This window comes from Sphingobacterium allocomposti (genome assembly GCF_008124885.1).
Taxonomy (GTDB): domain Bacteria; phylum Bacteroidota; class Bacteroidia; order Sphingobacteriales; family Sphingobacteriaceae; genus Sphingobacterium; species Sphingobacterium allocomposti.
On the sequence record NZ_VNHX01000029.1, the window covers coordinates 36,759 to 56,996 of the forward strand.

At 46.5% G+C, this 20,238-nt stretch carries 21 protein-coding genes; 17 read left to right on the plus strand and 4 right to left on the minus strand.

What is annotated here, in order from left to right:
• Nucleotides 1-67 precede the first annotated feature (67 nt).
• From dnaN to nadD, 6 genes are all read left to right on the plus strand, one after another.
• Nucleotides 68-1,189, plus strand: a complete 1,122-nt coding sequence (gene dnaN / locus BC792_RS16690; protein ID WP_148910159.1) for a DNA polymerase III subunit beta — start codon at nt 68-70, stop codon at nt 1,187-1,189.
• A 10-nt stretch (nt 1,190-1,199) separates the two neighbouring features.
• Entirely contained in the window at nt 1,200-1,856 is a 657-nt protein-coding gene (locus BC792_RS16695; RefSeq protein ID WP_148910160.1) for a DedA family protein, read from the plus strand.
• A gap of 73 nt (nt 1,857-1,929) precedes the next feature.
• Complete coding sequence (locus tag BC792_RS16700; protein WP_148910161.1) at nt 1,930-2,514, plus strand: CAP domain-containing protein; 585 nt, start codon at nt 1,930-1,932, stop codon at nt 2,512-2,514.
• A 45-nt stretch (nt 2,515-2,559) separates the two neighbouring features.
• Entirely contained in the window at nt 2,560-3,435 is an 876-nt protein-coding gene (locus BC792_RS16705) for a YicC/YloC family endoribonuclease (RefSeq protein ID WP_148910162.1), read from the plus strand.
• A gap of 2 nt (nt 3,436-3,437) precedes the next feature.
• Complete coding sequence (gene gmk, locus BC792_RS16710) at nt 3,438-4,007, plus strand: guanylate kinase (protein WP_148910163.1); 570 nt, start codon at nt 3,438-3,440, stop codon at nt 4,005-4,007.
• 7 nt (nt 4,008-4,014) lie between these two features.
• Nucleotides 4,015-4,593 (plus strand): nicotinate (nicotinamide) nucleotide adenylyltransferase, encoded by a 579-nt coding sequence (gene nadD, locus BC792_RS16715; RefSeq protein WP_148910164.1) that lies wholly within the window; start codon nt 4,015-4,017, stop codon nt 4,591-4,593.
• Nucleotides 4,594-4,676: 83 nt separating this feature from the next.
• Here the strand turns inward: nadD and BC792_RS16720 are convergent, their stop codons facing one another.
• The 3 genes from BC792_RS16720 to BC792_RS16730 form a co-directional block, all read right to left on the minus strand.
• Nucleotides 4,677-5,441 (minus strand): SDR family oxidoreductase, encoded by a 765-nt coding sequence (locus BC792_RS16720; RefSeq protein ID WP_211357569.1) that lies wholly within the window; start codon nt 5,439-5,441, stop codon nt 4,677-4,679.
• A 132-nt stretch (nt 5,442-5,573) separates the two neighbouring features.
• Complete coding sequence (gene kduI, locus BC792_RS16725) at nt 5,574-6,422, minus strand: 5-dehydro-4-deoxy-D-glucuronate isomerase (protein WP_148910166.1); 849 nt, start codon at nt 6,420-6,422, stop codon at nt 5,574-5,576.
• A gap of 323 nt (nt 6,423-6,745) precedes the next feature.
• Nucleotides 6,746-7,306, minus strand: coding sequence for a methyl-accepting chemotaxis domain-containing protein (locus BC792_RS16730; protein WP_148910167.1), 561 nt, complete (start codon nt 7,304-7,306; stop codon nt 6,746-6,748).
• A 434-nt stretch (nt 7,307-7,740) separates the two neighbouring features.
• On the opposite strand from BC792_RS16730, the gene BC792_RS16735 reads away from it, so the two are divergent.
• The 9 genes from BC792_RS16735 to BC792_RS16775 all read left to right on the plus strand — a co-directional run bounded on the left by BC792_RS16735 (nt 7,741) and on the right by BC792_RS16775 (nt 16,406).
• Nucleotides 7,741-7,929 (plus strand): CsbD family protein, encoded by a 189-nt coding sequence (locus BC792_RS16735; RefSeq protein WP_148910168.1) that lies wholly within the window; start codon nt 7,741-7,743, stop codon nt 7,927-7,929.
• A 94-nt stretch (nt 7,930-8,023) separates the two neighbouring features.
• Nucleotides 8,024-8,806 (plus strand): 5'/3'-nucleotidase SurE, encoded by a 783-nt coding sequence (surE, locus tag BC792_RS16740; RefSeq protein ID WP_148910169.1) that lies wholly within the window; start codon nt 8,024-8,026, stop codon nt 8,804-8,806.
• On the plus strand, nt 8,803-9,069 hold the full coding sequence (locus BC792_RS16745; RefSeq protein ID WP_148910170.1) for a hypothetical protein: 267 nt from the start codon (nt 8,803-8,805) through the stop codon (nt 9,067-9,069). The genes surE and BC792_RS16745 overlap by 4 nt, the downstream gene beginning before the upstream one ends.
• 106 nt (nt 9,070-9,175) lie before the next feature.
• Nucleotides 9,176-10,048: a menaquinone biosynthesis family protein gene (locus BC792_RS16750; protein WP_148910171.1), complete on the plus strand. Its 873-nt coding sequence runs from the start codon at nt 9,176-9,178 to the stop codon at nt 10,046-10,048.
• A gap of 230 nt (nt 10,049-10,278) precedes the next feature.
• Entirely contained in the window at nt 10,279-13,584 is a 3,306-nt protein-coding gene (gene secA / locus BC792_RS16755; RefSeq protein WP_148910172.1) for a preprotein translocase subunit SecA, read from the plus strand.
• A gap of 14 nt (nt 13,585-13,598) precedes the next feature.
• Nucleotides 13,599-14,051, plus strand: a complete 453-nt coding sequence (locus tag BC792_RS16760) for an SPOR domain-containing protein (RefSeq protein WP_148910173.1) — start codon at nt 13,599-13,601, stop codon at nt 14,049-14,051.
• A gap of 14 nt (nt 14,052-14,065) precedes the next feature.
• On the plus strand, nt 14,066-15,256 hold the full coding sequence (locus BC792_RS16765) for a M20 metallopeptidase family protein (RefSeq protein ID WP_148910174.1): 1,191 nt from the start codon (nt 14,066-14,068) through the stop codon (nt 15,254-15,256).
• Nucleotides 15,257-15,330: 74 nt separating this feature from the next.
• Nucleotides 15,331-15,894: a hypothetical protein gene (locus BC792_RS16770; protein WP_148910175.1), complete on the plus strand. Its 564-nt coding sequence runs from the start codon at nt 15,331-15,333 to the stop codon at nt 15,892-15,894.
• A gap of 5 nt (nt 15,895-15,899) precedes the next feature.
• The gene (locus BC792_RS16775) at nt 15,900-16,406 is read left to right on the plus strand and encodes a GNAT family N-acetyltransferase (protein WP_148910176.1); all 507 of its coding nucleotides are present in this window, start codon (nt 15,900-15,902) and stop codon (nt 16,404-16,406) included.
• A gap of 101 nt (nt 16,407-16,507) precedes the next feature.
• On the opposite strand, the gene BC792_RS16780 is transcribed toward BC792_RS16775, so the two are convergent.
• Nucleotides 16,508-17,818: a M20/M25/M40 family metallo-hydrolase gene (locus BC792_RS16780; RefSeq protein ID WP_148910177.1), complete on the minus strand. Its 1,311-nt coding sequence runs from the start codon at nt 17,816-17,818 to the stop codon at nt 16,508-16,510.
• Nucleotides 17,819-18,048: 230 nt separating this feature from the next.
• Between BC792_RS16780 and BC792_RS16785 the strand changes: the two genes are divergently transcribed.
• Complete coding sequence (locus BC792_RS16785; RefSeq protein WP_148910178.1) at nt 18,049-18,363, plus strand: rhodanese-like domain-containing protein; 315 nt, start codon at nt 18,049-18,051, stop codon at nt 18,361-18,363.
• Nucleotides 18,364-18,608: 245 nt separating this feature from the next.
• Nucleotides 18,609-20,033 carry a Glu/Leu/Phe/Val family dehydrogenase gene (locus tag BC792_RS16790; RefSeq protein ID WP_148910179.1) on the plus strand — a complete coding sequence of 475 codons (1,425 nt, stop codon included), beginning with the start codon at nt 18,609-18,611 and terminating at the stop codon, nt 20,031-20,033.
• Nucleotides 20,034-20,238 lie beyond the last annotated feature (205 nt).

Consider the following 20,238-nt stretch of genomic DNA (forward strand, 5'->3'; position numbering starts at 1 on the left):
CATCCGCTATTTAAAATGTAGATTCTTTTCTGTAATATTGCATATAAAAATCTATAAAATTCAGGAAATGAGATTTATTGTATCCACTTCAATTTTATTAAAACAATTACAGGCAATTAGCGGGGCTTCGAGCAGCAGTACTGTCCTTCCCATCCTTGAAAACTTTTTGTTTGAGATCAAAGATAACTTGTTGACAATTTCTGCTACGGACCTGCAGACGAGTATGGTGACGTCGCTGCAGATCGAGGCCAAGGAAGAAGGGCGGGTGGCCATGCCTTCTAAAATTTTGATTGAGACGCTGAAGACGCTTCCTGATCAGCCTGTCGCGTTTTCGGTGGATACGAATACCTTGGCGATTGAAATCAGTGCAGGTGACGGTAAATATAAATTGAGCGGCGAGAATGCCGACGACTTTCCGAAGATTCCGGTGGTAGACAACGTATCGACCGTTACCTTGGGAGCTTCTATCTTATCTGAGGCTATTAACAAAACTATTTTTGCCGTCAGCAACGATGAACTTCGGCCGGCTATGTCTGGCGTATTGGTGCAGCTCTCGGAGCAAAGCATTACCTTTGTTTCGACGGACGCCCATAAGCTTGTTCGCTACCGCCGGACGGATGTGGGATCTGACAAGCCTACTTCCTTGATTCTGCCAAAGAAAGCGTTGACGCTGCTTAAGTCTTCATTGCCGTCGGACGATACAGAGGTGTCTATCGAATATAATAACACGAATGCCTTCTTCCGCTTCGGAAACATCCATTTGATATGCCGCTTAATTGACGAGCGCTATCCGGATTATGAAGCCGTCATTCCTCAGGTTAACCCTAACAAACTTACGGTGGATCGCTTGTTATTCTTAAATACGCTTCGCCGTGTGGTAATCTTCGCAAACAAGACAACGCATCAGGTGCGCCTGAAAATCTCCGGAAGCGAGCTACATATATCTGCCGAGGATCTGGACTTTTCCAACGAAGCGCATGAACGTTTAAGTTGCCAGTTCGAAGGACAGGACATGGAAATCGGCTTCAATGCGAAATTTTTGGTAGAGATGCTGAACAACCTAAGTTCGAACGAAGTGGTTATCGAGATGAGTACCCCAAATAGAGCCGGACTGCTAATCCCTGCTATTAAAGAGGACAACGAGGATATTTTGATGCTGGTGATGCCGGTAATGTTAAACAACATTTAGAACAGGCATTTTGGAAATAGTTTACGCTATTATCGATTTTGTTCTCCATATCGACAAACATCTGGTCGAAATAGTGAACGATTACCAGACATGGACATACCTGATCCTGTTTCTGATCATATTTGCGGAAACAGGTTTGGTTGTAACGCCCTTCTTACCGGGCGACTCATTGCTTTTTGCAACAGGAGCAATTATTGCCAAGCCGGAAACCGATCTGAACATCTTTGTCATGTGGTGTATATTGGTTGTGGCCGGCATTGTCGGCGATATGGTTAATTACCACATTGGCAAATATATCGGGCCGAAGGCATTCAGCGGAAGATATCGCTTTTTGAAGAAGGAATATTTGGAGAAAACGGAACGGTTCTACGAAAAGTATGGCGGAAAGACCATTATCTATGCGCGGTTCGTGCCGATAGTGCGGACGTTCGCCCCGTTTGTTGCCGGTGTAGGGTCGATGTCGTACAGGCGATTTGCATCGTACAATATTGTAGGCGCTCTTTTGTGGGTGACAAGCTTCTTATTTATTGGCTATTTCTTTGGCGGACTGCCGGTTATAAAAGACAATTTTACAATTGTTATTTTTGCGATTATCCTGCTTTCGATGCTGCCGCCTATCATTGAGGTGGTGAAAGAGAAAATAAGCAAGAAGAAGAGCGACGGGTGATCACCACGACACCCACGCCATTTGTTGTTAAACGTTAGGTGCTATCCAAAGTCTATCGTTTAAACGAAGACTTATGCGTATCTTATATCTATGTGTCCTTTTGTCGTTGGCGAGCTCTCTGCTATATGGCCAGCGCAAGAAAATCCAAGTCGACCGGAAAGAAGCTAAGGAAGCTTTCCATTATTTGAACGCTTTCCGGGAAAACCCGCGGAGGCTGATGCGCGAACTGGGCGTGCGCCTTGATCCCGCCCAGGTATCCAATACCAGGCTGCGGTGGAACGAGCGTCTGGCAAAGGTAGCCGAATTCAGAGCGAGGGATATGGCCGAACGAAACTATTTTGATCATGTAACGCCGGAAGGGTTAGGTCCGAACTATTATATCGCGAAATCTGGTTATACGCTGAATGCCGATTGGTTAAAAAAGCGGTCAGCCAATAATTTTGAGTCGATCGCGGCAAACCATCCATCTGCCGTAGACGGTATCAAAGCGTTCATTGTCGGCAGGGGTTCGCCGGGGTTTATGCATCGTAAGCATGTTCTGGGTATGGATCAATGGAACGGGTCCCTACAGGATATCGGTATAGGATTCGTGCGTGTTCCGCGCGGAGCCACCTATCAAACTTATCTATGCGTGATTATCGCGAAACACGATTGGTAGTTATTTTTTGTGTTTAGCAGTCCTGGATATTTCATACCTTTGCGTATGATAAAATCTATGACAGGGTATGGTATTGGCTCCCAGGAAAATGGGAAGGTAAAATATACCGTGGAACTGAAGTCCCTGAATTCGAAATTTCTGGAACTTAATCTGCGCTTGCCAAAAGCCGTTTCCGACCGTGAGTTTGCGATACGTTCGGAATCCAGTAAGCTTATTGAACGGGGAAAAGTGAATGTCACTGTTACCGTTGAATATGTAGATCAGACGGCAAAGGCATCTTCCATTAACACGGCTTTGCTCAAGAAGTATTACGAGCAGCTGCAGGAAATAGCGGTACAGGTGGGCGATAAGAATGCAAATCTGCTGGACATGGCTTTAAATATGCCCGAAGTGGTATCCTCTAATGAAGACGTCGTCGACGAAGAGGAAGGCAAGGTCCTAATGGAAGCGTTCTACCGTGCCGTAGACCGTTTTAACCAGTTTAGGCAGGATGAAGGGGGGATTTTGAAGAGCGATCTGGAGAGCCGCGTGCACCTTATTCTTTCGTATCTAACGGAAGTGGAAAGCGTTGAAGGAGACCGTATACCACTCATCCGGGAACGTATTAGCCATTATTTAAATGAAGCGGTCGGAAAGGAAAACGTCGATATGAACCGTTTCGAACAGGAAATAATCTTTTATATTGACAAGCTGGACATAACCGAAGAAAAGGTGCGTTTACGCAGTCACTGCAATTACTTCATACAGGCTCTTAATGCAAGCGATTCGAATGGGAAAAAGTTAGGGTTTATTTCGCAGGAAATGGGCCGTGAGATAAATACGCTCGGCTCGAAGGCTAATGACGCGAACATTCAACAGATTGTGGTACGGATGAAAGAGGAATTAGAAAAGGTTAAAGAGCAACTGCTTAACGTATTGTAACAATGAACGGCAAATTAATCATATTTTCAGCTCCGTCGGGAGCAGGCAAAACAACTATTGTGAAGCGGTTGTTGGCAAAGCACGGGGATAAGATCGCCTTCTCCATTTCCGCAAGTACCCGGCAGCCCAGGGAGGGAGAAATAGATGGTAAGGATTACTATTTTATCAGCAAGGACGACTTTCTTCACAAAATAGCCAAGCAGGAATTTATTGAGTTTGAAGAGGTCTATTCAGGCACTTTTTATGGAACCTTACGCAAAGAGGTCGACCGTATATGGCAAGAGGGGAAGTCTGTTATCTTTGACATAGACGTCGTCGGAGGGCTTCGACTGAAGTCGAAATTTGCCGATAAAGCTTTGGCCATTTTCGTAAATCCGCCGTCTTTGGAGGTGCTAAAAGAAAGGCTACGGGGGCGCGGCACCGATGGCGAGGAAAAACTAAAAGAGCGTTTTGCGAAAGCCGAGACCGAACTGACCTATGCAGGTAAGTTTGATGTCGTGCTTAATAATTTTGACCTCGAGAGCGCTTGTCAGGAGGCGGAGGAACTGGTGTTGGATTTTCTTGCCAAATAGAATGTCGATGGCGAAGATAGGTTTGTTTTTCGGTTCTTTCAATCCTATTCATGTTGGACATCTTATTATTGCCAATTATATGACAAACTACGCAGATCTTGACGAGGTATGGTTTGTCGTGTCGCCGCACAATCCGTTTAAGGAGAAGAAGAGTCTGGCAAATATGTATGACCGGCTGGAGATGGTAAATCTTGCCATAGAAGGTGAGGACCGTCTGCGCGCATCGGATATAGAATTTGGCCTGCCGCAGCCTTCTTATACAATCGATACACTTGCTCATCTGGGCGAGCGCTATCCACAGAAGGAGTTCGTTCTGATTATGGGAGAGGATAATCTGCAAAATCTGGAGAAATGGAAAAATGCGGATATCATTCTAAGAGACTATAAAATAATGGTATACCCACGCCCAGGCTACAGGGCAAGCCATCTAAGAGAACATCCGTCGGTAACAGTGACACAAACGCCGTTGATGGAATTGTCTTCTACATTTTTGAGGAAATCTATAAAGGAAAATAAGAGCATACGATTTTATACACCGGATAAGGTGTTGGAGTTTATCGAAAAAAAGGGGCTCTATAGAAGGTGAGGAAGCAAAGGGGTGGCGTGAATTCGGCAACCCCTTTGTTCTTTTTTCCAGTTGATCTAGCCTAAGGAGCGAACACAGGTTTGCTACCGGCCCATCCATCCGCCGTCGACGGTCAAAATGGTGCCGTGGACATAATCCGACGCGTTCGAAGCCAGGAATACGGCCGGCCCTTTGAAATCTTGCGGCTCGCCCCATCGGCCTGCAGGGATACGGGCCAGAATGGACGTAGACCGCTCTGGATCGTCTCTCAACGCTTCGGTATTATCTGTAGCGATGTATCCGGGAGCTATGGCGTTAACATTGACACCTTTGCTTGCCCACTCGTTGGCGAAAGCTTTTGTTAAAGATCCGATCGCTCCTTTGGAAGCCGCATACCCGGGCACATTTATGCCGCCTTGAAAAGTTAGTAAGGAGGCCGTGAAGACGATCTTGCCGGTTCCACGTGAAAGCATCTCCTTTCCGATCTCGCGGGTCAAAATAAACTGGGCATTCTGGTTCACTTCAATGATTTCGTCCCAGTATTCGTCGGGATGTTCGGCCGCCGGCTTACGCAGAATGTTGCCCGCGTTGTTAAACAAGATATCAATGACAGGGTGATCTTCTTTGACCTGGTTAATAAAAGCGTACAATGATGCTCTATTGGAAAAGTCGCACTGATACGCATAAAATTTTCTGCCGAGAGCCGTTACCGACTGCGCAACATTGGAGTTTTCCAGCTCTAGGGTGGCGGATACGCCGATGATGTCTGCGCCCGCTTCTGCCAGCGCTTCTGCGAGCGCTTTTCCAATTCCGCGTTTGCAGCCCGTCACTAAAGCTACTTTTCCGGAAAGATCGAAGGATTTCAATATGGACATGTTAACTAAATGCTAAAGTTTAATCGATAAATGTTAAATAGATGCGGTCCTAAGCGGTCTTCCCAATCCTTCCTACAGGCTGTAGCCAACATCAGGAAAAGGAGGAAAGCGCCGGACGCAGCTTCGTTATCTTAGTTTTGTGATCGGACACTTATCCATATCATCATAGTCTAGATTCTCACCGGCCATTCCCCATATGAACGTGTAATTGCTGGTGCCGGCCCCCGCGTGGATCGACCAAGGCGGCGAGATCACGGCCTGCTCGTTATGCATCCAGATATGGCGGGTCTCGTCGATCGGTCCCATGAAATGAGACACGGCCTGCCCTTCGGGAACTTCGAAGTAAAAGTACACCTCCATACGGCGGTCGTGGGTATGTGCCGGCATGGTGTTCCAAACCGATCCCGGCCGCAGCTCTGTCATCCCCATTTGCAGCTGACAGGTGTCGACGACCTTGTTTAACAGCATCTGGTTGATGGTCCGGTGGTTGGACGTTTCTAACGATCCCAGTTCAATTTTGTTGGCTTCGTCTTTGGTAACACGTTTTGTGGGGAAGCTTTGGTGTGCCGGTGTTGAGTTTAAATAGAACTTAGCTGGACTGGCTTTGTCGTTGCTGCTGAAATATACGTCCTTTGCGCCCTTGCCGACATAAAGAGCCTCTTTATGACCCACCTCATAGACCGTGCCGTCGACTTCCACCTGTCCCGCACCGCCGACATTGATAATGCCTAATTCGCGGCGGGCCAAAAAATATGGCTCTTTCAGAAGCTCGTCGATCGTTTCCAACTGTAGACGGCCCTCCACCGGCATTGCCCCCCCGGCCATATAGCGATCGTAATGGGTATAGACAAAATGAATCTTGTCTGCGGTGAAAACTTTTTCTATAAGAAAATTTTCGCGGAGACCTTTAGTGTCCAACCCCTTGGCCTCATTCGGGCCAACTGCATATCGGCTTTCAAAAATTGTATGGCTCATAATAAAATAAACAAAGATTGATAATCAGTCTAAGATAAGGCTTAAAACCCGTAAAAGGTAGGCTTATCTTCGGAAACGTTGTCATTTCGCATACACTGGAGCAAGCTGACCCCGCAGATATGGAGGTTGTTTGGGTATGTAAAACTCGGGCGGGGTCAATAATCGCGGGCATTCCGGGAGATGCTAACCCCGCATTATTGTGTAACAGCTATCCGATTCCAAAGTATATTGAACTCTTATGGGTTCTAATGCGCAAGACAAAATCAACCTAAAATAATTTATAACGTTACCGGACAGATATCGTCGGTACGTTTTTTTAAAATCTAAAACAGTTCATTGTTAATTGAAAAATACAGTAGTTTTTCCCCGCCGGAAAAAGAAAAGCGCTTTGCTGACGTTATTTGAACCAACGTGGACGACATTACGTTGATGCTGCACGTCATTACGTCGATCATGGACGTAATCTCTTCGACCGTGAGCGTAAACTCTTCGACTATGGACGTAATCTCTTCGATCATGGACGTAATCTCTTCGACCGTGGGCGTAAACTCTTCGACTATGGACGTAATCTCCTCGACCGTGGACGTAAACACGTCAACCATGGGCGTAAACATGTCGACTATGGACGTAATCTCTTCGACCATGGGCGTGAACTCTTCGACTATGGACGTAATCTCTTCGACCGTGGGCGTAAACTCTTCGACTATGGACGTAATCTCTTCGACCATGGACGTAAACACGTCGAAGGTGAAAACATTTACGTCGAATGCGGACGTCATTACGTCGAACACGGAAGAAATCACCCTAGATGTAGACGTTATGTCGTCTGATGCCCACGTAAGTACGTCAGCGTCCGGTGTGAAGTCATCCGCTGTCCACGACATAGCGTCCGCTCCGCATAAGTTTACGTCGAGAGCTGGCGTAATATCCTCCAGCGCTGACGAGATTACGTCCGCGCAACTTTTTTTGGATTATTGTGCGTAGAATGCCTTTAAGCAGCTTTAAAAACAACTTCTTACAAGTTTCAGCTCCTGCTAATAAGCTGATTAACGGACAATTTATTTCCGGAAGGATCATACTTAATTCTATTTATTCTTACCAAATCTAGCAACTTGCGTAGGGCATCTACAGTAAGTTAAGCGTAAGTGAAGCCTGTGTTCAGGCAGGGGCTGGATGGCTTATGGGCAGCCTGCTTTCCGGTGTCAACAAGCTGCAGATAAACACGCTCCGAATTTTATCATGTGCTTAATCAGTCGAAACAATTTCCTGAGCGAATTGTTACTAAGTAAGTAAGTAATTAAAATAAAAAGGAAAATCTATGGATAAGCTAGATCTAAAAGGAAAATGGAATGAATGGAAAGGAAAAGCAAAACAACAGTATGCAGACCTGACAGACGACGACTTAAAATATGAGGAGGGAAAGGACGACGAGCTATTGGGCAAGATTCAGCAGAAATTGGGCAAAACACGAGAGGAAGTAATAGATTGGTTGAAAAGTTTAGGATAATATCTTTTCTAAACAAGGACGAAGGCGTTGGGATATCCAGCGCCTTCTTCATTTTATGTTAGGCTACGTTTGTAGTTTTTTCTAAATTAGCACTATGACAAAAAAGAAGCCAACGATCCTCGTTGTGAATGACGACGGGATTACCGCTCCGGGCATTAAGGTTTTGCTGGAAGAGATGCAAAAGATCGGAAAGGTTGTTGTGGTTGCACCTGATAGCCCACAGTCAGGTATGGGACACGCGATTACCATCGGGAGGCCGCTCCGGCTCGATAAAATCGATCTGTACGAAGGTGTAGAAATGTATAAATGTTCCGGCACTCCGGTCGACTGCGTTAAGTTGGCAGTAAACAAAATTTTCAAGGGTAGAAAGCCGGATCTATGTGTTTCAGGAGTTAATCATGGTCTGAACTACTCTATTAACGTCTTATATTCCGGAACGATGTCTGCCGCCGTGGAAGGCGCTATTGAAGATATCCCGTCGATAGGCTTCTCTTTGGACGACTTTTCGCACCACGCTGATTTTTCGCATTGCAGACCCTACATACGAGCCATTGCGCAACAGGTATTGCAGAACGGCTTGCAGAAAGCCACACTGCTGAATGTTAACTTCCCGCATATAAGCAAGGAGATAAAAGGCATAAAAATATGCCGGCAGGCAACAGCAAAATGGTTCGAAGAATTCGACGAACGCCTGGATCCCTACAATAGGGAATATTTTTGGATGACGGGAAAATTTCAGCTGCTGGATCGCGGAGAAGATACAGACGCGTACGCGTTAAGTCAAGGCTTTGTATCGGTCGTACCGACACAGTTTGATATGACTGCCCATCATACCATCACTGAACTGAACTCGTGGAACTTCGATATAAAAGAATGAGAAACAGTATATGGGGAGGGGTTGTGTTGGGTTTATGCGGTCCGCTGGTGGCGTATCTGTTAACCAAGTTTACAGGTGCGGCAACGTTCATCTCGTCGGACAAACCGTATGTGTTATATGTGGTAGCGGCAGCCGTTAATCTTTTCCTGATCCGTTTTTTTTATAAGGGTTCGGCTCCCAGGGAACAGGTAGCAAAGGGAATCGTACTTGCCACTTTCGGCAGTATGCTGGTATTTCTGTATTTTCATAAGCTGCAGCTATGATGCTCAACTGGACAGCCTATGGAGAAGAACCCCGATATGAATAACTGAGCGTAGTGAGCTCATGAATACCATTGAAAAAATTAACACACAAGAATAACTATTCCATATGAAACTGACACTGGGGTTTTCTCCCTGCCCGAACGATACGTTTATTTTTGATGCGTTGATTCATCACAAGATCGATACCGAAGGATTGGATTTTTCGGTCGACTATCAGGATGTCGAAACGTTGAATCAAAATGCATTTGGCGGAAAGCTGGATATTACGAAGCTAAGCTACCATGCATTTGCCTACGCGGCATCCGATTACGAACTGCTGGACGCAGGAAGCGCGCTGGGCTTCGGCGTCGGCCCTTTGCTTATCACCAAAAGTGAAAAGCTGGCCGCGCAGTTGCGCGCGTCGCTGTCGTCAGGAGACACAGCCGGAATGGATGGCCTCCGTGTGGGGATTCCGGGGAAGTATACAACTGCTAACTTTTTATTGGGACTCGCTTTCCCTAGGCTACAGAATAAACAGGAGATGGTCTTTTCAGATATAGAATCTTCCCTACTCACGGAACAGATTGATGTCGGGTTAATTATTCATGAAAACCGGTTTACCTACCAGGAGAAGGGTCTTCATAAAGTAGTTGACTTGGGCGACTACTGGGAGCGTGAAACCGGATGTCCTATTCCTTTGGGTGGTATTGTCATTAAGAGAAGCCTGGACCAGGAAATAAAGCATAAGGTCAATAGATTGATCCGTAAAAGCGTAGAGTTTGCGTTTGCAAACCCAAAATCGGGATTGGATTATATCCGTTCGCATGCACAGGAAATGGAGGAGAGCGTCATGTATAAACATATAGAACTCTATGTAAACGCGTATTCAGTCAACCTCGGAAGCGAAGGGCGGCAGGCTATCCAGCAGATGTTTGATAAGGCTGTTGAACTGGGGGTGATACCGCCGCTGAAGAAAGAACTATTCCTGACACGGGCATAAGCGCCCGGCTGAAAAACGGCCTTGACGACAGGTGACGGAATCGGGAGAATAAGAGTCCGCGGAGGGCGGAGAAGCAGTGCTAAATTGTCCCGTAACAAATTAAAAAAATAACTTGTAATCCTGTTAGTTATCACATGTAATAAGTAAATTTGCCCGGTTAGTGCCAAAATGTCTGCAAAATAGGATTGGAGCCATTATTGCACCGCGGTAAACTGAGATAAAAAAATATTATGTTGAAATTTTTAAGCAAATTATTTGGCAGCAAGTCTGAGCGAGATATTAAATCCATACAACCTATTGTGAATAAGATCAAGGAGGAATATGAAAAACTTTCTTCCTTAAGCAACGACGAACTACGTGGAAGGACAATCGCTTTTAAAAATAAGATCAAAGAATACCTAGCGGAGATAGATGCAGAAATCGATTCTTTAAAAACGGCGGCTGATGGGGACGACGTTGACATGGGCAAAAAGACCGACCTCTATGAAAAGATCGATAAACTAAATAAAGACCGGGATAAAAAGCTGGAAGAGGTTCTTATGGAAATACTTCCTGAAGGATTTGCCGTGGTAAAAGAAACAGCTAGACGTTTCACCGAGCACAAGGAAATCGAGGTGTCGGCTACAGATTTCGACCGGGAGATCGCTGCGCGCAAGCCGAATGTTGTTATCCAGGGCGACAAAGCAATCTGGAAAAATACATGGGTCGCAGCAGGTACTGAAGTGACTTGGAACATGGTTCACTACGACGTACAGCTGATCGGTGGTGTTGTTCTTCACCAAGGTAAAATCGCCGAGATGTCTACCGGAGAGGGTAAGACATTGGTGGGGACGTTACCGACCTATCTCAACGCGCTGTCGGGACAAGGGGTTCATATCGTAACCGTGAACGACTACCTGGCTCGTCGTGACTCCGAGTGGAACGGACCGTTGTTTGAATTCCACGGGCTAAGTGTCGACTGTATAGACAAACACCAGCCAAACTCTCCACAGCGGAGAAAAGCATACGCCAGTGATATCGTCTACGGGACAAACAACGAGTTCGGTTTTGACTATCTGCGTGACAATATGACGCAAACACCTGACGCAATGGTGCAGCGCAAGCTTCATTTTGCAATGATTGACGAGGTGGATTCGGTATTAATTGACGATGCCCGTACACCACTCATTATTTCAGGACCTATTCCCCGTGGCGACCAACACGAATTTTATCAGCTGAAGCCCCGCATAGAGCGCTTGGTTAATGCGCAGAAGGCGTATATTAACACAGTGTTCAATGAGGCTAAAAAAGCGATAGCGGCCGGAGACACGGATGTAGAAGGTGGCGGCATGGCTCTGTTGCGGGCGTACCGCGGCCTACCGAAAAACAAAGCGCTTATCAAATTCCTGTCGGAAGGAAACCATAGACAGATTTTGCAGAAAGCGGAAAACTATTACATGCAGGAGCAGAACCGTAATATGCCAAAGGTTGACGCCGAGCTTTTCTTTGTCATCGACGAAAAAAATAATCAGGTTGAGCTTACGGAAAAAGGTATCGAGCTGATTACCGCGTCAGGCGAAGATCCTACCTTTTTCATTCTGCCGGATGTAGGTTCGGAAATAGCTGACATAGAAAAATCGGATATTTCTTTAGAAGAGAAAGCGCAGAAAAAGGAAGAACTGCTACGCGACTATTCTATTAAATCTGAACGGATACATTCGATTAATCAACTGTTGAAAGCATATACCCTGTTCGAAATAGACGACCAATATATCGTCGACGAAGGGAAGGTGAAGATTGTCGACGAGCAGACAGGCCGTATAATGGAAGGTCGCCGTTATTCCGACGGTTTACACCAGGCAATTGAAGCCAAGGAAAATGTAAAGGTTGAGGACGCGACACAAACCTATGCGACTATCACGTTGCAGAACTATTTCCGGATGTATCACAAGCTTTCAGGAATGACAGGTACAGCATCTACCGAGGCGGGAGAGCTTTGGGAGATCTATAAACTGGACGTTGTAGAAATCCCGACGAACAGGCCTATACAGCGTGATGACCGTCACGACCTGATATATCGTACAGCCAGGGAGAAATATAATGCGGTCGCTGCAGAGATACAACGCCTGACGGAAGAAGGTCGGCCGGTTTTGGTGGGTACCACTTCGGTAGAAATCTCTGAGCTGTTAAGCAGGATGTTGAAGCTACGCGGAATTAAGCATAATGTGCTGAATGCGAAGCTTCACCAGAAGGAGGCTGATATTGTAGCCGAAGCAGGCCGTCCTGGACAGGTAACTATCGCCACAAATATGGCTGGACGTGGTACCGACATCAAGCTTACGGAAGATGTTATCAAAGCCGGGGGGCTGGCAATCATCGGTACCGAGAGACATGAGTCCCGGCGCGTAGACCGGCAGTTGCGTGGACGTGCCGGACGTCAGGGAGACCCAGGATCATCGCAGTTCTTCGTGTCGTTGGAAGATAACCTTATGCGTCTGTTCGCGTCGGAGCGGATTTCCAACATCATGGTGAAGATGGGCGTCGAAGAAGGCGAAGTTATGCAGCATAGTATGTTGACCAAGTCGATCGAAAGGGCGCAACGCAAGGTGGAGGAAAATAACTTCGGTATACGTAAAAGATTATTGGAATATGACGATGTGATGAACTCGCAGCGTACAGTAATCTATACAAAGCGGAAAAATGCCCTGTTCGGAGAGCGCCTGGACGTCGACTTGAATAATACCATATTTGACGTGGTAGAAGACATTTTAACAGAGACAAAAGAGGGGGGAAGCTACGAAGATTTTCAAATAGAGGTGATTCGTCTGTTTGCTATAAACCCCGAGATCTCGGCAGAAGAGTTTGCTCAGGGAAGCGTGGCGTCCTTGACGGATAAGCTTTTCCAACAGGTGATCAACCACTATCATGCAAAAGCGCAGAACATAGCCGATCAGACGCTGCCTGTGCTGACCAACGTGTTGGCAGAGCGCGGAGCAATGATAGAAAATGTGGTGGTACCATTTACAGATGGAATTCGTGGCATACAAGTTGCGACCAACTTACAAAAAGCAGTAGAAACGAAAGGTAAGGAAGTCTTTAAGTCATTTGAAAAGGGCATTGTGTTAGCCCTGATCGATGAAGCGTGGAAAGAACACCTGCGTGAGATGGACGACCTAAAGCAGTCTGTGCAGAATGCTGTATACGAACAAAAGGATCCGATTATTATCTATAAGATGGAAGCCTATAACCTGTTCAAAAGTATGCTTGCCTCGATGAACAAGGAGATTGTAAGCTTCTTGTTCAAAGGAGAAATACCGGGACAGGAGCAGCAACCGCAAAATGTGCAGGCGGCACGTCCAATTCCGGCGCAACCCGCTCAGGTGAAAGCCAGCAAGGCAGAACTAAAGTCTCCGACCGGCGTTTCTGAAGAAGATAAGGATACACGGGAACAACAGGTGACACAGCCTATCCGCAAGGAGCATACGGTGGGACGTAACGACGAATGTCCTTGTGGTTCGGGGCTAAAATATAAAAACTGTCACGGAAGAAACAGTTAGTAAATTTAAAGATCATGTTATATAGAGGGGTGATACTCGGTTTTTTACTCGTAGGATTAATACAGACGGGCAGAGCACAATCTGGCGTTGTTGAGGTCCAAAAAGATTCTTTAATCAGTTTGTTACAAGAGTTTAGGGCAGAAAATGGTATCAATCCTACTACCGCACGTATGGTAAGCCTGGGTTCAAAAGCCGTAGACAAGAAGAACGCCAAGCGCGTGAAGGTGCGTGGATTTAGAGTGCAGATATTCTCCGGATCGAGCCGTAATGAAGCGTATGCCGTGCAGGCCCGATTTCAGAACTCGTACAAGGATTTTGGCTGCTACGTGACTTACGAGGAGCCAAATTACCGCGTGAAGGTCGGCGATTTTAGAAGCCGCTCTGAGGCGACAAGTTTTATGCGGGAGCTGCGCTCACAATACAGTAATGTCTTCGTGTTTACAGAAGATGTTTGGGCTTACGAATAAAGACGATATAGGACATGTCCATACTTAAGGAACGTATAGAGACGCTCGCGGAAGAATTCTTTGCTGATACCGTGGCATGGAGGCGTCATTTACACCAAAACCCAGAGTTATCGTTCGAGGAACATGAGACAGCCAGGTTTGTGGAACAACGTCTCGAAAGCCTCGGAATTCCATATGAACGTATGGCCGGTACAGGCGTTGTTGGAACCATACGGGGCGAACTGGGCGAAGGAAAGGTTTTGGCTTTGCGCGCCGACATGGATGCATTACCTATACAGGAAGTAGAGGGACGGCGGTATGGCTCGCGCCGCTCCGGCGTAATGCACGCCTGTGGCCATGATGTACACACCGCCTCGCTATTGGGGGTGGCTTCTATTCTGCAGCAGCTACGGGGCTCTTTTGCAGGGACGGTAAAGCTCATTTTCCAGCCTGGCGAGGAGCGTCTCCCCGGGGGGGCTTCCATCATGATAAAGGAAGGCGTTCTGGAGAACCCTGTGCCACAAGGTATAATAGGACAGCACGTTATGCCGTTGATCGAAGCTGGAAAGGTGGGGTTCCGCGCGGGCAAATATATGGCTTCCTGTGACGAATTATTTATGACAATCAAAGGGAAGGGCGGACACGGTGCCCATCCTCACCAAAACATAGATCCTATTGCAATAGCGGCACAGATTATCACCGCACTTCAACAGATCGTCAGCAGAAATGCAGACCCACGGACACCTACGGTGTTGTCGTGGGGAAAAATTATTGGAAACGGGGCTACAAACGTCATTCCGGAAGAAGTCTACCTTGAGGGGACATTTCGGACCTTCGATGAGAAGTGGCGGGCGGAGGCGCACAGCCGTATGGTAAAGATGGCTGTCGGAATTGCCGAAAGCATGGGGGCGTCGTGCGACTTCGAGGTGAGAAAAGGTTATCCCTTTTTGATTAATGAAGCCAAAATTACCGAAGCATGCCGGCAATTTGCAGTGGAGTATCTTGGAGAAGAACATGTTGTTGAATTGGATATCTGGCCAGCAGCCGAAGATTTTTCCTATTATTCCCAAGAGGTGAATGCCTGTTTTTACCGGCTAGGTACCGGAAACAAAGCTGCCGGAATTACTGCTGCCGTGCATACGCCTACATTCGATATTGATGAGCGGGCTTTGCGGACCAGCATTGGGTTAATGGCTTATATGACCATGCGTCAGATGGAGAAATAGGAGATGGTTGCGTTACGCATCATTAACCGCTAGCTTGCATACACGTGAATATTTATTAAAGACTATTTTAACGTATGTCTTCCCACCATATTGTTAGAGAAAATCAGGAGCTCGCACTTCTTGTGGCCGCCGTCGGCGTACTCGACAGCGAACAGATGGGGCAATTGCTGGAATGGAGCCCTACCATCCTGGCCGATGACCAGACCGTCGATTTCCTCTTGGCAGAGCAGATTAAAGTTGATATTGTGTTCACCAATCGTGCAGCGTCTTACTATCAGGAGCAGATTAAAACGCTTCCTTTAGAACGCGGCCTCCTTATAGATGGTCTATCTTATCTCGCCAAAAGTAATTACGGATCGGTGAATATCCTCTGCGACACGTTGCCGGACGATTTATGTGCGCATGTAAATGGGCTTACCGCCGTCGTATTTTGCGATGACAGGCGCTATGTATATGTGCAGCACCGTTACGAAAAGTGGAAGGAGGCCGGCTCCCGTATCTTCGTTCAGGAAAATGTGCTGAAATCGCTGTCCGGTCTTAGAAAGATCGCACGTCATGTTTTTGAGACCGAACAGGATGGCTTTTTTTACCTGGAGTTTAACACGGATCGCGTCGTGACGGTTGGAGAAGACTTGTAACAAATATGGAAATTGAAGAAGCATCTGCAACGCAATGGAGCATCTTATCGGATCTTGCCCAACGGAGCTGGCGGGCGGGCTACAAGGATGTGTTGTCGACGGAACAAATTGAGTTCATGCTGGAAAAGTCGTATAGCCAGCCCGGAATTTTGGAAGCAATGGATAAAGGACAGCGGTTTTACCTGGGCAGCTGCGGTGGGCGCGCTGTGGGTTTTATCGCTTTACAGAGAGCGGACAATGGCGTTCTGCGGATAGAAAAGCTGTATCTCCTTCCGGAGGTACAAGGTAAAGGATATGGGCAGCAATTTATAGGGTTTGCGGAACAGGAGGCTTCTAAGCAGAAATGCTCACAGCTTGAACTGAATGTCAACAGAAAGAATAAAGCGTACTATTTCTATAGGAAGCAAGGGTTCGAAGTGACTGCCGAGATCGATATTCCCTATTTCGGTTTCTTACTCGATGACTACATCATGCGAAAGAAGGTTGTTAGGGTTAATAAGGCAGATAGCTAATGGCAGATAGCTGTGGAGACGCAAGATCTTGCGTCTCCACTACTCACTACTAACATCTAATTTCTCACTTTGGACTTCTCACTTCCATAAGACCTTCGCGGTCAGTCTTTTAATTTCTCTACTCTCGAGGGGGTCTGTGTGCCGTTTACGATCCCGGTAACGCCCTGAGCGATAGCCTCAATGCTCGATTTGATATTGTTTATGTCCAACGTCGACAGTTCGTCTTTCACCGTGTGATAAAATTCGTCCTTGTCTATCTGCGAGGTTGAAAACGTATGTGCAGGAACACCTAGTGCCGCCAGCACGGCGTTGTCGCTTCTATAAAAGAGGTTTTGCTGCGGATAAGGATCAGGATGGAATGTAAAGGCCGTCCCTTTAACATTCGATTGCATCAGCTGCGCCAGATCAGAGTGGTGGTACCCGGTGACATACAGTGAATTGGGGCCGAACTTCGAATCTTTTCCGATCATTTCGATATTGATCATGGCCACGACTTTATCTGGATCGATGCGGTTAGAGAAATATTTCGAACCAAACATGCCTATCTCCTCGGCCGTAAACGCAACAAAAATTAAAGTTCGCTCGTTATTACCCAGTTTCTTAAAATGTTTAGCCAGGGCAATCATGGCCGTGGTGCCCGAGGCATCATCGTCTGCTCCGTTTGCAATGGAATCCTGGTTGACCGGGTCGAGGATCCCGATATGGTCGTAGTGTGCTGAGAATACAACGAACTCGTCGGCCCTGGACTTGCCTGGAATAACGGCCGCAACATTGAATAGAGGAAAGTCTTCGTGCTTGGTACGGGCTTCTATCCGGAAGTCGTGCGCAGCTTTTCTCTTAAGGATAAACACTTTGCTTGGTCCGTAGGTGGCGGTTTCCTGTTTAGTGACTACATTTTCGCGGGCAAAGATTTTCTTGAATCGATCCATCATGGATTCGAAGGAAGGATCGACCCAAACAACGCGGTTACTTGTATCATTGCGGACAATGTCCCGAAAACGGGCGGAAAAATCTTCTCCTGCTTTAATTTCCAGGGACGTTATGCCGGCCTGTTTGTCCCAGGATAAAGTAGGTTGACTGCTGATGATAAGAAATTCTTCCGGCGGAAGCGCGGCACCGTTTACCTCTATCCGCTGCTCTTCACTGCTTACCTTGGTAACATGAAAGCTCTGTCTGTAATTTTTTTCTGCGTAGGGTTCCAGTCCTGCCTTTTGAAACTCCTGGGCGATGAAGTCGGCGGCTTTTTCAATATCAGGAGTCAGCGCTGCACGACCGCGCATGCTGTCGTCAGTGAGCGTTTGAATAATGCGCTGGATGTCGTGTGTGTCTACGGTCTGCGCTTGACTCGTTCGAACGGTGGAAAGACCCTGTAAGATAAGCAGGACCGTCCAGAAGGAAGGTTTTATTTTCATAGCTGTGCTCATGGTTTTTGCTTCAAAATTGTGTGTAGTTCAGTTGTACCGTAAAGATTTATGTGTGTGCACCGGCGTAATTTTCGGCAGAAAAAGCAACAACCTGCTCATTGGCATCGCCCCGTGTGCCCTAAAGCCGACTATAAATTTCTCACGCACCTACTTAAACAGAATCGAAGATATTGCATACCAACATAAATTTCTCTAAGTTTGATAAAAGTATAAAAAATATGAAAGAAGTTACAGTTCAAGAGTTGAAAAACATGATGGATCGCAATGACGAATTTCAGTTGATTGACGTTCGCGAACCGTTCGAATATGAAGTGTCCAACCTGAATGGTCTAAATATTCCGTTGGCAGGAATTGTTATAGAATCGGATAAGGTAGCAAAGGACCGACCTGTAATCATACAATGCCGTAGCGGCAAGCGCAGTGCACAGGCGGTTATGTTGCTCGAACAGCAGGGGTTTGATAACCTTGCTAACCTGAAGGGCGGAATTCTGGCTTGGAAAGAGGAGATCGATCCGGACATGGATGTTTACTAGCAGGAAACAGAAAGAAATAGCAAAGGAGGCTCTCAGCCTCCCATTTTAATTTTTAAAAAAAGAAGGGCTCTGCCGTGAAATCGTCAGTGTTTGCTTCTTTTTTTTGTCTGATCCTAAAGAAAACTAACGGTATATCAGAAAAACCATAAATATTTAATGTCCTGCCAATTTAATCGTTTTGTGCGTAGAAGTTTTTTATTTTTAACCTGTAAATAAAACCAAGTAAACACATAAACAGCATTGTTATGGCAGTTACAAATTCAGTGAATAACAGTTTTTTCGAGAGCGTCCTACGCAACTTTGACAAAGCCGCTAAACATACACGGTTTGACAAAGGAATACTTGACCAGATCAAAGCCTGTAACTCTATTCTGCGGGTAAAGTTTCCTGTGAAGATCGGCGATAAGATCGAAGTTATCGAAGCTTACCGCGTCCAACACTCACATCATAAACTACCGTGTAAGGGAGGAATACGCTTCAGTATGGAAGTAGATCAGGAGGAAGTGATGGCTCTGGCGTCGCTGATGACCTATAAATGTGCTATCGTTAATGTCCCGTTCGGAGGTGGTAAAGGCGGTATAAAGATAGATTCTAAAAAGTACTCTGCATTCGAGTTGGAAAAAATCACGCGACGGTATACTTCGGAGTTGTGCAAAAAGAATTTCATTGGTCCGGGGATCGATGTTCCGGCTCCAGACTATGGTACGGGAGCCCGGGAGATGAGCTGGATTTTAGATACCTATTCGTCATTGAATCCGAACGATGTCAATTCACAGGCTTGTGTAACGGGAAAGCCGATCTCGCAGGGCGGTGTTCGCGGACGTACGGAAGCCACTGGACTGGGTGTGTTCTTCGGTGTTAGGGAAGCTTGTTCGTTTGCTGAAGACATGGAGAAACTAGGATTGAGTACCGGCTTGGCAGGAAAAAGGGTGATTGTGCAGGGCTTGGGCAATGTCGGCTATCATGCGGCCATGTATTTTCAGGAGGCCGGCGCAAAGCTTGTAGGCCTCATTGAATATGACGGCGCTATTTACGATGAAAACGGATTGGACCTCCATGCTGTGCAGGCACACCGCCAGAAGTCGGGCGGCATTGTCAATTATCCGGGAGCGATCAGCTTTGCCGATCCTTCGGAAGGTTTGGAGCAGCCTTGTGATATCCTTATTCCGGCGGCGTTGGAGAGTGTTATCCATAAGGGCAACGCAGACCGCATACAAGCCAAAATCGTGGGTGAAGCGGCGAACGGCCCGTTGACCTCGGAGGCGGACGACATTTTAAATAAGAAAGGCGTACTCATTATTCCGGATATTTATCTAAACGCAGGTGGTGTAACGGTTTCTTATTTCGAATGGCTTAAGAATTTGAGCCATGTGCGGTACGGACGGCTTGAAAAGCGCTTTAACGAGAACATGTATAAGGAGGTCGTGGATATCATTGAGTCGACCACCGGAAAGAGGGTCTCTGACCTGGAACGAAAAACGATTCTCCGCGGACCCGACGAGATCGATTTGGTACACTCCGGGCTGGAGGACACGATGATCAATGCTTATCGCGAAATCAGAGATATTTATGTGTCCCAGGAAGGGGTAGAAGATTTAAGAACGGCCGCTTTCGTCTGTGCGATCAATAAGATCGGTGTGGCCTATGAAGAGCTTGGTATTTTCCCATAGAGCGCCCGCACGGTTATTAAGAAAAGAGGTTGTCTAAAAAGCCTTTTTTTAAAAGGAATCCCCGATACGTGAAAGTGTCGGGGATTTTTATTGTTTGTCCTAAAAAATGTTTATTTTTAGGTGTACCCAAACAATATGGCAAACATACTATTCAAAGCATTACCATCCAATAGTCCGAGTCTTTTTCCGGAAGATATTTTTGCAA

Excerpts from the sequence above, each read along its gene's own strand:
- BC792_RS16790 (WP_148910179.1), top strand. The coding sequence starts at position 18,609 with ATGGCAGTTACAAATTCAGTGAATAACAGTTTTTTCGAGAGCGTCCTA.
- BC792_RS16750 (WP_148910171.1), top strand. The coding sequence starts at position 9,176 with ATGAAACTGACACTGGGGTTTTCTCCCTGCCCGAACGATACGTTTATT.
- secA (WP_148910172.1), top strand. The coding sequence starts at position 10,279 with ATGTTGAAATTTTTAAGCAAATTATTTGGCAGCAAGTCTGAGCGAGAT.
- BC792_RS16770 (WP_148910175.1), top strand. The coding sequence starts at position 15,331 with ATGTCTTCCCACCATATTGTTAGAGAAAATCAGGAGCTCGCACTTCTT.
- dnaN (WP_148910159.1), top strand. The coding sequence starts at position 68 with ATGAGATTTATTGTATCCACTTCAATTTTATTAAAACAATTACAGGCA.
- BC792_RS16700 (WP_148910161.1), top strand. The coding sequence starts at position 1,930 with ATGCGTATCTTATATCTATGTGTCCTTTTGTCGTTGGCGAGCTCTCTG.
- BC792_RS16745 (WP_148910170.1), top strand. The coding sequence starts at position 8,803 with ATGAGAAACAGTATATGGGGAGGGGTTGTGTTGGGTTTATGCGGTCCG.
- BC792_RS16775 (WP_148910176.1), top strand. The coding sequence starts at position 15,900 with ATGGAAATTGAAGAAGCATCTGCAACGCAATGGAGCATCTTATCGGAT.
- kduI (WP_148910166.1), bottom strand. The coding sequence starts at position 6,422 with ATGAGCCATACAATTTTTGAAAGCCGATATGCAGTTGGCCCGAATGAG.
- BC792_RS16705 (WP_148910162.1), top strand. The coding sequence starts at position 2,560 with ATGATAAAATCTATGACAGGGTATGGTATTGGCTCCCAGGAAAATGGG.
- surE (WP_148910169.1), top strand. The coding sequence starts at position 8,024 with ATGACAAAAAAGAAGCCAACGATCCTCGTTGTGAATGACGACGGGATT.
- BC792_RS16735 (WP_148910168.1), top strand. The coding sequence starts at position 7,741 with ATGGATAAGCTAGATCTAAAAGGAAAATGGAATGAATGGAAAGGAAAA.
- BC792_RS16760 (WP_148910173.1), top strand. The coding sequence starts at position 13,599 with ATGTTATATAGAGGGGTGATACTCGGTTTTTTACTCGTAGGATTAATA.
- BC792_RS16780 (WP_148910177.1), bottom strand. The coding sequence starts at position 17,818 with ATGAAAATAAAACCTTCCTTCTGGACGGTCCTGCTTATCTTACAGGGT.
- nadD (WP_148910164.1), top strand. The coding sequence starts at position 4,015 with ATGGCGAAGATAGGTTTGTTTTTCGGTTCTTTCAATCCTATTCATGTT.
- BC792_RS16785 (WP_148910178.1), top strand. The coding sequence starts at position 18,049 with ATGAAAGAAGTTACAGTTCAAGAGTTGAAAAACATGATGGATCGCAAT.
- BC792_RS16765 (WP_148910174.1), top strand. The coding sequence starts at position 14,066 with ATGTCCATACTTAAGGAACGTATAGAGACGCTCGCGGAAGAATTCTTT.
- gmk (WP_148910163.1), top strand. The coding sequence starts at position 3,438 with ATGAACGGCAAATTAATCATATTTTCAGCTCCGTCGGGAGCAGGCAAA.
- BC792_RS16730 (WP_148910167.1), bottom strand. The coding sequence starts at position 7,306 with ATGTCGTGGACAGCGGATGACTTCACACCGGACGCTGACGTACTTACG.